Origin of the sequence: Pseudomonas sp. 1D4, from assembly GCF_001728925.1 — a bacterium.
Classification (GTDB): Bacteria; Pseudomonadota; Gammaproteobacteria; order Pseudomonadales; family Pseudomonadaceae; genus Metapseudomonas; species Metapseudomonas otitidis.
Genome location: NZ_LXJQ01000003.1, coordinates 112,529 through 127,973 on the forward strand (window position 1 = coordinate 112,529; position 15,445 = coordinate 127,973).

Here is a 15,445-nt window from a genome sequence, read left to right on the forward strand (position 1 = left end):
TCGTGCGGCGGGTACGAAGCGTGGCCCGGGGCCTGGGCCCCGGGCGGGGCGGATCAGGACTCGGCGGGGCGCTTGACCCAGACCGGGGAGAGCTTGCCGCCGCTGCCGGTGACGTAGAGGCAGACCACCTCGCCGCGCTGCAGGGAGACCGGCTTGAGGTCGCTGACCTTGCGGTTGCCGTCGAACAGGGCCAGGCCCACCTTCACCGGGTTGATCTCGCGCTCGCTACGGCCCTGGGGCGCGACGTCCGCGACCACGGCGGTCTTGCCGTCGGCGGTCTTCAGGGTGAGCTTGGCGTCGGAGAGGTTCTGCACCCGCAGCAGGGCCTTCTGCTTGTTCTTGAAGGCCGGCTCTTCCACCAGCCTGGGCTCGGCGCCCGGCTGGCTGACCAGGGTGTAGTAGCGGTCGGACTCCAGTTTCACCGGGATGCTGGCGCTGCCCACCTGGGCGTTGTAGTTGCCGGCGGGCAGGAACTTGAAGTCGCTGGAGCCCAGCGGGGCGACGTCGTTCAGGGCGGCGTTGCCGACGCTGACGTCCAGTTCGCTGGCGCCGGCGTTGTAGGCGCGGACGAAGGCCGACCCCTTGGGGGCCTGCGGGCCGTAGAGGCCACCTTCGTCAGCCAGGGCGGAAAAGGCGCTGACGCCCAGGGCCAGGGCGCAGGCATACGACGTCCAGGTGCGTTGCTTCTGTCGGTTCATGGTGTTTCCTCCTTTGGTGCAGTGCGCATGGCGCTTGGGACCCGAAGGCCCGTTCGTTAATGGGTGGTGGCGACGCGCTCGCCGGGGGCACCGCCCTTGCGCAACTGGGCGATCCACTGCGGGTCGAATTCGCTCAGGTCGTTGGGCATGGGCAGGTAGCGCTCGGGGAATTCCCAGATCACCAGCTCGGGGGCGGCGTCCTTCAGTTCGTCGCTCTTGAGGTACTTGAGCATCGGCAGGATCGGGCCGTGGCCGTCCTCGGCGTGGTTCACCAGGTCGCGCTGCAGGGACTGGCGCAGGGCGCCGGCGAAGTTCCAGTTGGGGTTGGCGCTGTAGCTGGTGCCCACCAGGGCCACCGGTACGTGGCTGTCGCCGAACAGGTCGCCGGATTCCTCCTCGGCTGTGGCGCGGGTTTCGCGCTTCTGCAGGGTGTCCGGGGCGGGCATCAGGTCGGCGAACAGCGGGTCGAGCGGCAGGAAGCGGGTCAGGTCGCCCTTGTAGTCCTCGTTCTTCACCGCTTCGGTGACGAAGGCCTGGTCGCTGCCGGAGAGACTGACGCGCTCGCGCACCACCTGGCCCAGGCGCTGGGCCACCACTTCGGCGCCCTGGGGCGTCCAGTGGGTGTCGGTGCGCAGGAACACCTGGCCGTTGTTCTTGGCCTGTTCCAGCGGGCCGAGCAGGTCCGGGGCGATGATCCCGGCCTTGCGCACGGCGCCACGGAAGTGGGCGTAGAGGTCCTGGCGCAGGGCGGTGGGGCGGGCCTGGCCGACGTGCTCGGGGTAGAGCCGCGACTTGGACGGGACGATGGCCAGCACCAGCTTGATGCCCCGGCTGTCCAGTTCGTCGCGCACGCCCTGGATCAGTGCCAGGTTGTCGCGCAGGTGGCGCTCGCCGTCGGCCACCGGGTCGAACTCCTCGTCGGAGAACAGCCAGCCGTCCTGGCCGATCACCACGCCCTGGCGGCCTTCACCGAACAGGCCGTAGTCCACCAGGGCCCAGAGGTTGGTGCCGATCTGCTTGATGGGGAATTCGTCGTCGTAGTGCTTCTCGAAGGCATGGGCCAGCTTGCCGTTGAGCACGGTGGTTTCCCTGGCCACGCTGAAGCCGACGATGCCGCGCATGGACCACAGGCTCAGGGCCAGCAGCATGGCGGCGAAGGCGACGATGTAGAGGGTGTTTGCAGGTCTGCTCATGTGTGCGCTCCCTTCAGAACTGGAAGTAGAGGAAGGGGGAGAAGCTCTGCGCCGAGAGCTTCAGGATCGACGCGGCGAACAGCAGCAGCAGGGCGATGCGGGTGGCCAGCACCGGCAACTGGGTCATCCAGGTCTGTTGCCAGACCAGGGCGCCGCTGGGGGAGTAGGCGATGGCGGCCGGGTCGTCGGCGGCGGCCTGCGGGCTGCGCGGCTGGGCGGTGGCCGGGCCGTTGGCGTCGATGTGTTCGTCGGCACGGGCCTTGGGCGCGCCGGTCAGTGGCTTGGCGTGGAACTGGCGGATGCCGAACCAGGCCAGCACGGCATAGGCGAGCACCAGGGTGGCGATCTGCAGGCTGGTGAGCTGGGCGCGGTTGAGTTCGGACAGGCCCAGTTCGCCGAAGCTGAACATGGCGGCGTACATGCGCCAGGCGACGTCGAGGTTCTCGGCGCGGAAGATCACCCAGCCGATCACCACCAGCAGGAAGGCGAAGGCCCAGCGCAGCGGGTTGATCACCTTCGGCGCGGCGTCCACGCCCAGGGCGCGTTCGATGGCCAGCCAGGCGCCGTGCCAGGCGCCCCAGATGATGTAGGTGAAGTTGGCGCCGTGCCACAGGCCGCCCAGCAACATGGTGAGGAACAGGTTGCGGTAGGTCTGGAAGGTGGTGCCGCGGTTGCCGCCCAGGCTGATGTACAGGTAGTCCCGCAGCCAGGTGGAGAGGCTGATGTGCCAGCGCCGCCAGAACTCGGTGATGGACTGGCTGATGTAGGGCTGGTTGAAGTTCTCCATGAAGCGGAAGCCCATCATCAGGCCCAGGCCGATGGCCATGTCGCTGTAGCCGGAAAAGTCGAAGTACAACTGCGCGGTGTAGGCCAGGGCGCCGAGCCAGGCGTCGCCCGTGGTGGGGTCGGAGAGGGCGAAGCAGTGGTCGGCGATGGGCGCGATGCTGTCGGCGATGAAGACCTTCTTGATGAAGCCCTGCATGAACCGGGTGCAGCCCTCGGCGAACTTGTCGACGGTGTGGGTGCGGTGGTTGAACTGGTCCACCAGGTCGCGGAAGCGCAGCACGGGGCCGGCGATCAGGTGCGGGAAGATCGCCACGAAGGCGGCGAAGTCCACCAGGTTGCGGGTGGCCGGGGTGTCGCCCCGGTACACGTCGATGATGTAGCTGATGGACTCGAAGATGTAGAACGAGATCCCGATCGGCAACAGGATGTGGGTGATGACGAAGGGCTCCAGGCCGAACTGGGTGAAGATCGCGTTGAAGGTCTCCACGCCGAAGTTGGCGTACTTGAAGTAGCCCAGCACGCACAGGTCCACCGCGACGCCGAGCAGCAGCCAGCGCTGCGCGGGCTTGGTGCGCACCCCGGCGGCGCCGATGCGCAGGCCGATCCAGTAGTTGAACACCGTGACGGCGGCGAACAGCGCCAGGAAGTCGATCCGCCACCAGGCGTAGAACACGTAGCTGGCGATGAGCAGGAGCAGGTTTCGATAGCGCGTCCCGACCAGGTAGTACAAGCCGAGGAAGATCGGCAGGAACAGGAACAGGAACACGTTGGAAGAAAAGACCATCCGAGTCTCTCCACTGAACGTCGAATTACTGGACCGCCGCCGGACCTCCGGCCCGGTGTGCGATCCGCCAGTCCCTCCCCAGGGTGTGGCGTTCAAATCCTTGCGCCGCCGCGTCTGCTGCGCGGTCGGTTGGTTCTTTCAGGCGCCTCCCCCGGGTGGGGGAGGGCACCGGATCAGCTGCCGCCCTCCTTCTTCGGGTGGAACACCTGGGTGATGTCGCCCCCCAGGCGGAAGGTCTTGTAGGGGGCCATGGAGTCCTTCCAGCGCAGGGTCTCGGGCTTGCAGCCGTAGAGGGCGCACCAGGGTTCGAGCCAGGCGAACTTGGCGCGCTTCTCCAGGTCCTCCATGTCCTGGTCCTTGCCGGTCCTGTCGTCGAAGGGTTCCTGGTCATCCACCCCGGCGATGACCTTTTCGCCGAGGCGGCGCAGGGCACCGTCGTTCTCGTTGCGCAGGTCCACGCCGTTGGCCTGGGCGAAGGCGGCGATCATGGCCAGCGGCGGCAGGCTGTAGTTGTGGTAGGCCAGGGCACGCTGCTCGCGCTTGAGTTCGTTGGGCAGGAAGCCGTCCTTGTCCACCTGGCTGGCGGCGACGCGGAACTGGGCGACGGACCAGTCGAAGAGGTCGCGGCGGTTGGTGGCGACGGCGGTGGCCATCACCGACCAGGCGGCCCAGTAGGCGTGGTTGTTGATCTTCTTCAGCGGCAGGCCGCTCCAGTCGTGCACCGTCTGGTCGGCCAGGCGCGAGAACCAGGATTCGATCTGCTGGCTCTGCCGGGTGTAGCCGGCCAGCGGGTGGGAGTTGGAGAACTTCAGCCGCAGGTAGGCCGAGGACAGGCTGCCCAGGGCCCATTTGCGGATGGACTTGCCGGTGTGGTTGTACTCGGTGCTCTGCAGGGCGTTGGCCTGGGCCCAACTGCCCATCCACTGCAGGGCGCATTCCAGTTGCGCGCGTTGCCCTTCGCGCATGTACGCCATGACCATCTTGTTGACCCCGCGCTCCATGCGGGTGATGTCGGCGGTGCTGTCGCGGAAGGCCCGTTCGGCCGTGGGGTTGAGGGTGGCGCGGGCGCGGTTGGAGCCCTCGTACTTGCTGCGGAACTCCAGCTTGCCGGTGTAGGGCGGCGGCGGGGCTTCGCAGCTTTCGGCCTTGCGCGCGTCGACGTCCACCGGGGTGTAGTAGCCCGGGGGGGGCACCAGGTCGCCGGCGTGGGCGAGGGGGCCGAGCAGGGCGCCGCCGAACAGGCAGGGGGCGAGCAACCGGAGTCGGGGTTTCATGATGACCTCCTTCCTCACTCGGCCTTGGCCGCGAGGTGTTCGCCCGAGTGGCCCGGGCGCTTGCACAGGGTCACGTCGACGCTGAGGTTCTCAGGCATCTCTTCGGGGCTGTGGATTTCCAGGGCGAGGACGTTGAGGTCCCGCCAGTCGGGGTCGTTGCGCAGTTCGAAGGCGTAGCGGCCGCCGGTGTCGACGCGGTCGCTCTGTTCGATCTTGAAGTTCTCGCGGCGGCCGTTGAGGTACCAGACGGTGGCCTTGGACTCGTGCACGGTCGGGTCGCTGAAGGTCAGGTCCACCTGGTAGTCGCCGCCACGGATGTCCTTGATCGGCTGGTTCTGGCCGTTGACGAAGACTTCGTTGGCGCCGGGCTTCATGCGCACCTTGCGCTGCATCACCGCCGGCTGGCCCTGGCAGCCGTTGTTCACCAGCGGCAGGGCCTGGCGGTAGAAGCTCTTCTGCGCCATGTCGTAGTGGGTGGCGAACTCCCAGATGATGATCTTCGGCGGGTGCTCGTGGAATTCCGCGCTGCTCATGTACTGCAGCAGGGCGCTGTCGAAGCCGCCGCCGCTGACCGCCATGTTGAGCACTTCGGCACCGCTGTGCTGCTGCAGGAAGCCGGCGAAGTTGTAGGCCGGGCCGCTGTTGCTGGTGCCCACCAGGACGATCTGCGGGTTGGATTCGTCGCCGAACAGGGCGTCGCCGCTGGCCCCCTCGCCCGAGGCTTCGGTTTCGTAGCGGTCGACGTACTGGGTGGCGTAGGTGGTGCCGCAGAGCTGGCCGGCGGTCTTGTGCAGGGTGCCGGCCTTGGGCAGCAGGCCGACGACCTTGCTGTCGAAAGTCTTTTTGGGGATCTCGTCGAAGCCGGGCATCCGCTTCAGCGTCTCGGCCACCAGTCTGGCGGTGCGGTCGGCGCCGGCCGGGGTCCAGTGGTGGTCGGCCTTGAAGTAGTAGTCGGTGTCCACGCCCTGCTCGTCGAACAGCGGCGAGAGGTCGGTGACCCAGATGCCGGTCTTGCGGAAGTCGTCCACGGCCTTGAGGTAGTTCTTCTTCGCCAGGTCGTAGTCGAAGCGGGCCTTCTCCGCTTCGGTGAGCTGTTCGCGGTTCACCAGGCCACGGGTCGGCTGGTAGACCACCATCAGCTCGACGCCCTTGGCCTTGAGTGCATCGCGCAGGCGCTTGAACTCGCTGTAGCCGAAGGCGCTGGTGCCGAAGTCGGTGCGCAAGTCGTAGCGGGTGCGGAACAGCCAGTCGCCACGGCCCTGGACCAGGGCGGTGAAGAAGCTCAGGTATTTGGTGGTGTACACGCTCGGGTCCTGGGCGACGGCGCACAGGGGGCCGGTACGCTGCACGCTGTATTCGGGCGCGGCCCAGGCCCCCTGGGACGCGGCCAGCAGGGCGGCGGCGAGGGTGGAGGGGGCGAGCCATTTCATGGGGTGTCTGTGCATGGTGGTGTGTGCCTCAATCCTGGAGTTCGGCCTGGCTTTCGACGGGGTCGATGAGCACCGCTTTGTTGCGGCGCACCATCAGGTCGAGGATTTCCTCCTGTTTCTCGCCCAGTACGCCGGCGAAGCTGATGCCGGTGGATTTGCTCGGGGCGAGCATTTCCACGCGGTACAGCTCCACGGAGAGGGGGGAGTCGATGGACAGGGGCGAGGAGCCGTTACCGGCGAGCTTGCCGCCGACCACGATCATCGAGACCTTGGTGTCGAAGGGGTCCAGCTCGATGTCGCGGTCGGTGTTGGACAGGTCCTTGATGTGCCCGTAGACGCCGGTCAGGCCGTTGGCCATGGACAGGTTCTCGTACAGGCGGATGTTCACGCTGTTGCGCAGGCGGATGCCGTGGCGCTGGTTGCCGACGATCCGGTTGCCCCACAGCAGGTTGTTGGAGCTCTCGTAGAGGGTGATGCCGTCGGAATGGTTCTGGTAGACCTCGTTGTAGGCCACCAGGTTGTTCACCGAGTTGCGGTCGATGACGATGCCCGAGAGTTTGTTGTCGTAGGTCTTGTTGTTGATGATCCAACTGTCGTCCACCTCGCGGGAGATGATGATGCCGTGCTTCTTCCGGGTGCCGTGGACGGTGTTCTCGGCGATGACCAGGCCGTGGGAACGGTCGTGGGGGTCGATGCCGTAGACGATGTTGTCGCGGTAGGTGTTGCCCTTGATGACCACGTCGCGGGCTTCGTAGCAGTAGAAGCCGTACCAGTGGTCGACGAACTCCGAGTTCAGCAGCCAGCCGGTGGGTTCCGGGCGCTTGAGGCGCGCGTGCATGCCGGGGGTGTACTGGGTGATGGCGACGCCATAGGACTTGGAGTTGTCGTAGCCCAGGCTGGTGACGGTGCTGTCGGCGATGTACAGCTCGCTGCCGCCCCAGGAGACCAGGAACGGGCGGAACTCCGAGGGCGTGCGGAACCAGGCCGGGGTGTCGTCCTGCTCGCGCCAGGCCGTCAGCCTGGTGCCGGTGATGAACAGCTTGCCGTCGTTGACCAGGAATGCGCCGCGCTCCTGGGACAGGCGGAAATCATGGGTCTCTTCGCCGATGCGCAGGCTGGCGCCCTGGGCCACCACGACTGGCAGGCGGGCGATGTAGACGCCCGGTGCGGTTTCGGCGAACTGGCTGTCGGGCAGGGCCCTGGCCAGGTCGGCCGGGGTGACGAAGCCGCCTTCGATGAAGATCGCCTGGGGCATGCCGCGTTGGCGGCTGACCCAGTCGCGCATGCGCTCGTTGCCGCCGATGAAGTCCTTCAGGGCGTCCTGCTGGAGCATGCGCCGGACCACCACCTTGCCGGCGGTGCGTCGGTCCACCTTGGCTTCGATGGCTTGGCGGGTGTAGCCGGAGAGGTCGGGCAGCTCGGGCGGGTCCAGGTGCAACTGGTCCACCGGGGCGCTGGTGACGGTGTAGTTCTTGGTTTCCTTGAGGCCTTTGGCCGGCTCGGCCGCGTGCACCCACGGGGTGCTGGCCAGCAGCACGCCGAGCACCAGGCCGCTGAGCGGCCGGGGGGTTGCGAGAAGGTGGGGCATGGCTGTTCTCCCTGGGCTCGCTGGCATCAGAAGCGCCAGATGAAGTCGACGAAGGCGCGGTGCATGAGCGAGTCGGTGCCGCTGCCGTAGGCATCGCCCGGCTTGAACACGCCACCACGCAGGCGTACCAGGGCGGAGGCGTCGTCCAGGTGCTCGGCCATCCCGGCGGGCAGCAGGCCCTGGCGGAAGTAGCGGGTCACCACCAGGTCGACTTCCTGGCCGATGTCCTTCTCGCCGTCTTCCAGCGGGGCGGTGATGCCGGCCTGGCCGACGTCCTGGTTGTCGTCCACGCGCCAGAAGCGGTGGTAGACGAGGCTGGCGTCGTAGTCGTCATGCAACTGCCAGGAGGCGAAGGCGGTGGCCACCTGCAGGTTGCTCAGCTCGCCACGGAAGGCTTCGCCGAAGCGGTGCATGCGGGCTTCGGTGCCGGTGAAGCTGGAGCGGTTGCTCTCCATGCCGGTCTGGCGGAACTGGCGGGAGCTATCGCCATCTCCGCCGCCGCTGCCACGGGCGTAGGCGCCGCCGACTTTCCATTGCTCGGAGAGGTTCCAGCGCAGGCCGAGGTCGACGCCCCAGGCGTTGACGTCGACGTTGCGCGAGCCGCTGGCGAGGCGTTCGTCGCCGATCACGGTCTGAGTCAGTTCGTCGGTGTCGCCGGTGAGCCAGGTGGCCTGGGCCCAGTAGTTCAGCGGGGCGGTGGAGCGCCGGTCGAAGAAGCCGCCGTCGGCGTTGATGCCGACCCAGGTGAGGTCGCCGGTGTAGCGTTTGTCCAGGGGCTCCACCACGTCGCCGGCGTCGGGCAGGCTGCCGGTGTCGCGGCTGTGGTGGAGCTTGAGGCCGACCCAGTGGCCCGGGGTCCACTGGGTGGCGATGTCGCCGAAGACGTGCTGGCGGTCCTTGTCTTCGGGGGCCAGTTCGTCGAGGTCGGTGCGGTATTCGCTGAAGCGTTCGGCGACGCCGACATGGGCGGTCAGCAGGGTGGTGTCGAAGCTCCAGCGCAGGGCTTCGATGTGGGTGTCCCACCAGGTGCCTTCGGCGCTGCGCACGCGCTGGCGGCCGAAGCGCAGGTGTTCGCCGGGGTAGGCGGTGAGGCCGCCGTAGTCGACCCAGAATTCGCGCAGGGCGAGGTAGCTCTTGTCCGGCTGGCGGCCGTCGTCGCGGACGCCCTGTTCGCCGTCGGTGTCGCTGGATTGCAGGGTGTCGGTCTCGACGATGTCGGTGGCGCTGACGGCCTGGCCCATGGCGAAGGCGCTCCAGTCACCCCGTTCGGCGTAGACCCAGGGGCGCAGGTCGATACCCACGCCGCTGACGTCGCCGCCCTTCTGGGTGCCGAGGTCGCGGTCGTCTTCGGACTGGGCGGTGATCTTGATGTCGAGGCCGACGTTCTTGTCGCTCATCTGCACGGCGAAGGCGCTGCTGGTGGACAGAAGCGTGAGGCCCAGGCCGAGGCTGGCGGTCGTCCAGAGGTTGAATGTCATGTCGGTTCCTTCAAGGGGTCTGCATGGCCTGCATCTGCGTGGTGTCCTGCAGGGCGACGCCGCGGAACTGGCGCTCCTCGCGCAGGCGCTGTTCGGCGCGGGCGCGGTCGGTGGGGCTCAGTTGCTGTTCCACGCCCTGCGCCAGCTCGATGGCCTGCGGGGTGTTCTTGGGCAGGGCCAGTTGGCTGAAGACGTAGGCGTTGACCAGGTCGGGGCGGATGCCCTTGCCCTGGGCGAACAGTTGGCCGAGGGCGTAGTCGGCGTTGATCTGGCCGTTGCGGGCGGCGCTCAGCAGGTGGTCCAGGGCCTTGTCCGGGTCGATGTCGCCCAGGTAGCCACGGATGTAGATCTGCCCCAGCAGGTAGTTGGCGGTGGGCTCGGTGGCGGAGGCCTTGAGCAGGTGGCGTTCGGCTTTCACCGGGTCCAGGGGGACCAGCTTGCCTTCGTAGTAGAGGCGGCCGAGCAGCAGTTCGGCGCGCGGCTGGGCGGCTTCGCGGCCGTGGTCGAGGTAGTTCATCATCGTGTCGATGTCGCCCAGGCCCGGGTATTCGTAGAGCAGCTTGGCGAGGCTGACCCAGGCCGGCGGGTAGGCCGGGGCGATGCGTTCGAGCATGTCCTGGGACTGGCCTTCGTCAGGCTTGCCCAGCTCGGCGTCGGCCAGCACCTGGGCCACCGAGTCGACACGCTGGGCGGGCAGGGTGCCGGCGGCGTAGCGGGCCATGACCTGCTCCACCAGGGCCTGGCGCGCGTCGCCCTTGCCCTGCTTGCTGTAGACGGTGGCCAGTTCGACGTAGCAGGCGTCGGCCTGCTGCAGGTTGCGGGTGCAGATGTCCTCGATCTCGGCCAGGTGCTGGTCGTAGGTGCCCTGGGTCCGGTAGTAGAGGATCTGCGCCAGTTCGGCCTGGGGCTGACCCTCGGCGCGCCACTGTGCGATGCGCTGTTGCACGTTCACGCCGGGGAAGTCCTGGGGGAAGGTGAGGTAGAGCATCACCAGGGGCAGCAGGCTGTTGGGCTCGCCGGCCTTGTAGGCGTCTTCCAGCAGCCGGGCGGCTTCCTGGCGTTCGGCCGGGGTGCTGTCGGGCTTGCGCGCCAGCAGCTTGCCGAGGCGGGCCTTGGCGCGCGGCGACTGGTCCATGGCCTGGCGGTAGGTCTGCTCGGCCTGGCGCATCTGCTCCGGGTCGCCACTGCCCACCTGCAGGTCGGCGAGGCCGACCTGGGCGTTGACGTAGCCGAGCTCGGCGAGCTGGCGGAAGTTGCGCTCGGCGGTGGCGGTGTCGCCGCGCTTGAGCGCTTCGCTGGCCAGCCGCTGGTCGGGCAGGCCGGCGCAGCCGGCCAGCGCGACGGCGACGCCGAGCAGCAGGGTGCGGGAGGGAAGGGTCGCCACGGGTGTCCTCCTCAGAAGCCGGCCGCCAGGGCGCGGTGGATCATCCAGTCGAAGGAGGGGCCGCGGTCGATGCTGACTTCGACGGGCTGTCCGGCGAGCTTGCTGTCCAGTACCTGGTCGGGCTGGATGACGACGCGGATGTCGGAGGACAGGCCGCTGTCGATCAGGCTGGAGCTGATGATCTTGCCGTGGCGCGGGGTGTCTTCGCCGGCCACCTGGAAGGTGACGCTGGCGCCGGGCTTGGCCTGGGCGAAGTTGCGGTAGGGGAAGCGGGCGCTGACGGTGGCTTCGAAGTCCTGGGGGACCAGTTCGAAGATCACGTCGCCCTTGCCGGCGAACTGGCCGTCGGCGACCAGTTGGCGGGCGACCTTGCAGTTGCAGGGGCTGGTGAGGGTGCCCTTCATCTGCTTGCCGAACAGTTCCTCGACGTTGGCGGGGGCAAGCTGGTCGTCGGTCAGGTGGCCCCTGAGCATCTCCAGCATGGTGGAGGAGAAGGAGGCGATCGGGGCGCCCTTCTGCACCACGGTGCCTTCGCCGCCGATCAGGCTCTGCACGGTGCCTTCGCGGGGCATGGTGATCTGCATGGCGGGCACGGCGACCATGCCGGATTCGGCGTGGGTGACGAAGTACAGGCCATACAGGGATTTGAAGATGAAGCCGAAGGCGGCCAGGCCGACGAGGAACAGGCCGGCACTGAAGGTGACGGCGCGCAGACGGCCGAGCAGGTCCATGCCACCGCCGCTGCCGTTCTTGCGCGGCTTGGTGAAGTTCTCGCGCTGCAGGGTGTTGAGGATGTCGCCGGCGCTGACCACTTCGCCCGAGAGGTGGGCGCTGATCAGGTAGCGCAGGGTGGCGATGTCACGCGGCTTGAGGTTGTGGAACTGGCAGCCGGCGCGCTCCTGCTGGGGGTCGAGGAAGCGCACCTGGAATTCGATGTCCAGGCCGAGGCTGAGGTTGTCCACCTGGAACTGCATGCGGCCCTGGTGGTAGTCGCCCACCTGGACCTTCTGCCCCGGTTCCACCTGGAAGGCGAACCCGCCGGCGGAGAGGTCGAGCAGGCGGTGCTCGACACGCTCCTTGCCCACCAGGTAGCGCACCTTGGCGGGGAGCTTGACCCGGGCGTGCTGGCGCTGGGCTTCGGATTCGTGCACCACATTGACGTTGACGGCTGTATTCATGGTCTGGATTTCCTATCGGGTTCGGTCACACGAACGCCATCAGCGTGGCAACGAAGACGCTGCTGGCGGTGAAGGTCATGGCACGGGAAGACCAGGTGTTGAACCAGCGGGTGAAGCTGGCCAGGTCCCGGTTGAGCTTGGTGTTCTGGCGCGTCCAGGACTGCTGGTCCAGGCGGAAGAAGACGTAGATCTTCACCAGCGCGCCGACGATCTGGTTGTAATAGAGGATCAGCGGGTAGGCCGGTCCTATGGGGTGCCCGGTGACGCTGAGCAGCAGGGTGAGGATGAGGCGGGTGAGGCCGATCCACAGCAGGTACACGAGCAGGTAGGCGATGCTGTATTTGAGGCTGGCGATCACCGCGACGGCCAGGCCCAGCAGGCAGGTCCACATGGACACGCGCTGGTCGCTGAGCACCAGGGTGGTGAACCAGCCGAGGCGACGTGGGCCGAGGGCCAGGGCGCGGGTGTTCTGCCGCAGGTTGTTGCCGTACCAGCGGAACATCAGCTTGCGGCTGGCCTTGATGAAGCTCTTCTCCGGCGGGTGCTCGACGGTGTTGATGGCGGCGTCCGGCACGTAGAAGGTGTCGTAGCCCAGGCGCATCAGGCTGTACCAACTGGACTTGTCGTCACCGGTGAGGAACTGGAAGCGGCCCAGGCGCCAGTGGTCGAGGTGGTCGCTCTCCACGTCGGCGATGAAACCGGGGTCGGTGACCACCCTGGCGCGGAATACCGACATGCGCCCGGTCATGGTCAGCACGCGCTTGGAGAGCGCCATGGAGCACATGTTGAGGTGGCGCTGGGCGAAGCGCAGCTTGTGCCATTCGCTCATCAGGTAGCTGCCGCGCACCTCGCAGAACTCGTTGGTGGTGAGGCCGCCGACGTTGGGGAAGTACTTGAACCAGGGCACGGTCTTCTTCACCACGCCCTGGGTGAGCACGGTGTCGCCGTCCACCACGGCGACCACGGCGTCGTCGTCGGGCAGTTGCCGGGAGATGGCGCGGAAGCCGTAGGCCAGGCCGTCGCGCTTGCCGGTGCCGGGGATGCGCACGAAGTCCAGCTTGACGCGCTCCGGCGGGGCCAGGCGGTTCCACTGGTTCTTGATCAGCAGCTCGTCGGAGAGTTCGACGATGGAGCAGACCACGGTGGTGGGGTAGCCGCAGTCGATGGCTTCCTGGATCACCGAGCGGTAGACCATGGCGGTGGTCAGGGCGTCGATGCGGAAGCTGGTGACCAGCAGGTAGACGTGGGAGGGGTCGGCCGCTGCGCCGAGCTTGCGCACCTGGCGGCGCTGCCAGGGATAGACGACGTAGAGGAACAGGGTGCCGCGCAGGAAGTGCAGGGCGCCCATGGAATAGCGCCAGATGCCGACCACGCCGATGAGCAGCAGGAAGTGCTTGGACTCGGGGTCGAACACCGAGCGGGGCAGCGCCAGCGCGAGCAGCATCAGGCCCGTCAGGAAGAACAGCCAGCCGGCTGCCTCGGTGAGGCTTCGCTTGAGCTTGTCCATTGATTCATCCATTCCTTCGTGAACGCTGGACGGACCTCGGGCGTGGGCGCTGCTTGTCATTGTTTCGCTCGCCCAAGGTGCGTCATCGCGTTGCGCTGAAGCGGTCGCGGTTACCAGCAGATGCCTTCGGCGTTGCCGTGGCTGGCCTTGGGCATGAAGCCCACCAGGTCGATCACGTGCTTGCCTTCGGGGGCGCGCTGGGCAAGGGGGGCGAAGAGCTCGTCGCGGTTGCCCAGGACGATCACCTCGGCGTTGTCGACGACGCCGTCGAAGTCACTGTCGAGCAGGGACGAGACGTGGGGGATCTTCGATTCGATGTAGTCCTTGTTGGCGCCGTGGACGCGGGCGTATTCGACGTTGCGGTCGTAGATGCGCAGGTCGAAGCCCTTGCCGATGAGCATCTCGGCCAGCTCCACCAGGGGGCTCTCGCGCAGGTCGTCGGTGCCGGCCTTGAACGACAGGCCGAGCAGGGCAACCTTGCGCTTGTCCTGGGCGGCGATGATGTCGAAGGCCTTCTGCACCTGGGCCGAGTTGCTGCGCATCAACGAGCCGATCAGCGGGGCGTCGACGTCCAGGGAGCTGGCGCGGTAGCTGAGGGCGCGCACGTCCTTGGGCAGGCAGGAGCCGCCGAAGGCGAAGCCGGGGCGCATGTAGTACTTGGAGAGGTTGAGCTTGTGGTCCTGACAGACCACGTCCATCACTTCGCGGCCATCGACCCCGACGGCCTTGGCGATGTTGCCGATCTCGTTGGCGAAGGTGACCTTGGCGGCGTGCCAGACGTTGCAGGTGTACTTGATCATCTCGGCGACCTCGATGTCCTTGCGGATGATCGGGGCGTCCAGTTCGCGGTAGAGGGTTTCCAGCAGGTCGCCGGAGGCGGTGTCCAGTTCGCCGATGACGGTCATGGGCGGGAAGTCGTAGTCCTTGATGGCGGTGCTTTCGCGCAGGAACTCGGGGTTCACCGCGACGCCGAAGTCGACGCCGGCCTGCTTGCCGGAGCAGTCTTCGATGATCGGGATCACCACGTTCTTCACGGTGCCCGGCAGGACGGTGCTGCGGACCACGACGGTGTGGCGCTCGGCCTTGTCGCGCAGGGCGAAGCCGATCTCGCGGCAGACGCCTTCGATGTATTCCAGGCCCAGATCGCCGTTCTTCTTGCTCGGGGTGCCGACGCAGATGAAGGACATGTCGGTATCGCGCACGGCGGCGGCGACATCGGTGGTGCCGCGCAGGCGGTTGGTCTTCAGGCCCTGTTGCAGCAGCTCTTCCAGGCCCGGTTCGACGATGGGGGATTTGCCTTTGTTGATCAGGTCGATCTTGGTGCTGGAAACATCCACGCCGACAACTTCATGACCACGAGCGGACAGGCAACCGGCACACACTGCACCGACGTAGCCCAAACCAAAGATGCTGATACGCATCGCTATCACCTCATTCCATTAAGTACGTGTTAATAAGTGGCTTATTGGCCACGGCCGTTTCTGCAGTTGTCACCAAACAGCAACTTTCCACTGCGTGCAGGCATGACGGATACCGGGCACCGAAACTGCGGGTACCTGAAGCGGAGCCTGTAATGACGCTGGTTCCAGAGAGTCCTGGACTGATCACCTCAACGGCTCTGGCCCCTGGTTTTTATGTCACTCGTCGAGAATGGCGTTGCACTCCTTGTTCAAGTGGAACTTTCCGTTACGCATGACTACCCCCTCGGAGTGTTCCGATAGCGGGGGCAGTTTTCATAATCAGTAAGAAACGGAAATATGAAGAATTATGTATCGCGGTTTATGAGTGTGGGGCCAGTTGGATAGTTCCGGTCATTCGTCAATATTTTGCGGTGTTTCACTTTTTCGATAAGCGGTAAGTTTGGCATCACGGTGATGGCAAACTTTGTTTGTTTAAAGTTTATGGGGAAGTTCAAACTTTCAAATGCCGGGCGTGGCGCGGGTTTGCGCTGTAATGGCCGGTGTAGAGGGCGGCAGTGGAGTTGGGATTTACCCGATGAGGGTGAGCATTTGTTATTGCACGGTGATATCAAACTTCGCCGGTGAGCGATGAAGTTTTAAGTGCATTGGGCGGAATGGTTATAAGACCTTTCATCGGGTCGGGGGTGTAAGCGGGGGGAGGCAAGTGGCCCCTCCGGGGGAGGAG

11 protein-coding genes are annotated in these 15,445 nt (G+C 66.3%); all 11 read right to left on the minus strand.

Going from position 1 to position 15,445, the window contains the following annotated elements; all coding sequences use genetic code 11:
- Window positions 1–53: 53 nt before the first annotated feature.
- Window positions 54–698, minus strand: coding sequence for an alginate O-acetyltransferase AlgF (locus A7D27_RS02680; RefSeq protein ID WP_069564003.1), 645 nt, complete (start codon window positions 696–698; stop codon window positions 54–56).
- A 56-nt stretch (window positions 699–754) separates the two neighbouring features.
- Entirely contained in the window at window positions 755–1,891 is a 1,137-nt protein-coding gene (locus A7D27_RS02685; RefSeq protein ID WP_069564004.1) for an alginate O-acetyltransferase, read from the minus strand.
- A 13-nt stretch (window positions 1,892–1,904) separates the two neighbouring features.
- Complete coding sequence (locus tag A7D27_RS02690) at window positions 1,905–3,461, minus strand: MBOAT family protein (protein WP_069564005.1); 1,557 nt, start codon at window positions 3,459–3,461, stop codon at window positions 1,905–1,907.
- Between the two features lie 173 nt (window positions 3,462–3,634).
- Window positions 3,635–4,735: a mannuronate-specific alginate lyase gene (locus A7D27_RS02695; protein ID WP_069559391.1), complete on the minus strand. Its 1,101-nt coding sequence runs from the start codon at window positions 4,733–4,735 to the stop codon at window positions 3,635–3,637.
- Window positions 4,736–4,749: 14 nt separating this feature from the next.
- Window positions 4,750–6,165 (minus strand): alginate O-acetyltransferase, encoded by a 1,416-nt coding sequence (locus tag A7D27_RS02700; RefSeq protein ID WP_139131055.1) that lies wholly within the window; start codon window positions 6,163–6,165, stop codon window positions 4,750–4,752.
- Between the two features lie 28 nt (window positions 6,166–6,193).
- Window positions 6,194–7,753 carry a mannuronan 5-epimerase AlgG gene (gene algG / locus A7D27_RS02705; RefSeq protein WP_069559389.1) on the minus strand — a complete coding sequence of 520 codons (1,560 nt, stop codon included), beginning with the start codon at window positions 7,751–7,753 and terminating at the stop codon, window positions 6,194–6,196.
- 26 nt (window positions 7,754–7,779) lie between these two features.
- Window positions 7,780–9,231: an alginate export family protein gene (locus tag A7D27_RS02710; protein WP_069564006.1), complete on the minus strand. Its 1,452-nt coding sequence runs from the start codon at window positions 9,229–9,231 to the stop codon at window positions 7,780–7,782.
- A 10-nt stretch (window positions 9,232–9,241) separates the two neighbouring features.
- On the minus strand, window positions 9,242–10,615 hold the full coding sequence (algK, locus tag A7D27_RS02715) for an alginate biosynthesis TPR repeat lipoprotein AlgK (protein WP_069564007.1): 1,374 nt from the start codon (window positions 10,613–10,615) through the stop codon (window positions 9,242–9,244).
- A gap of 11 nt (window positions 10,616–10,626) precedes the next feature.
- Window positions 10,627–11,793 carry an alginate biosynthesis protein Alg44 gene (locus A7D27_RS02720; protein ID WP_069564008.1) on the minus strand — a complete coding sequence of 389 codons (1,167 nt, stop codon included), beginning with the start codon at window positions 11,791–11,793 and terminating at the stop codon, window positions 10,627–10,629.
- A gap of 25 nt (window positions 11,794–11,818) precedes the next feature.
- Complete coding sequence (alg8, locus tag A7D27_RS02725) at window positions 11,819–13,300, minus strand: mannuronan synthase (RefSeq protein ID WP_069564009.1); 1,482 nt, start codon at window positions 13,298–13,300, stop codon at window positions 11,819–11,821.
- Window positions 13,301–13,410: 110 nt separating this feature from the next.
- Window positions 13,411–14,721 (minus strand): GDP-mannose 6-dehydrogenase, encoded by a 1,311-nt coding sequence (gene algD / locus A7D27_RS02730; RefSeq protein ID WP_069559384.1) that lies wholly within the window; start codon window positions 14,719–14,721, stop codon window positions 13,411–13,413.
- Window positions 14,722–15,445 lie beyond the last annotated feature (724 nt).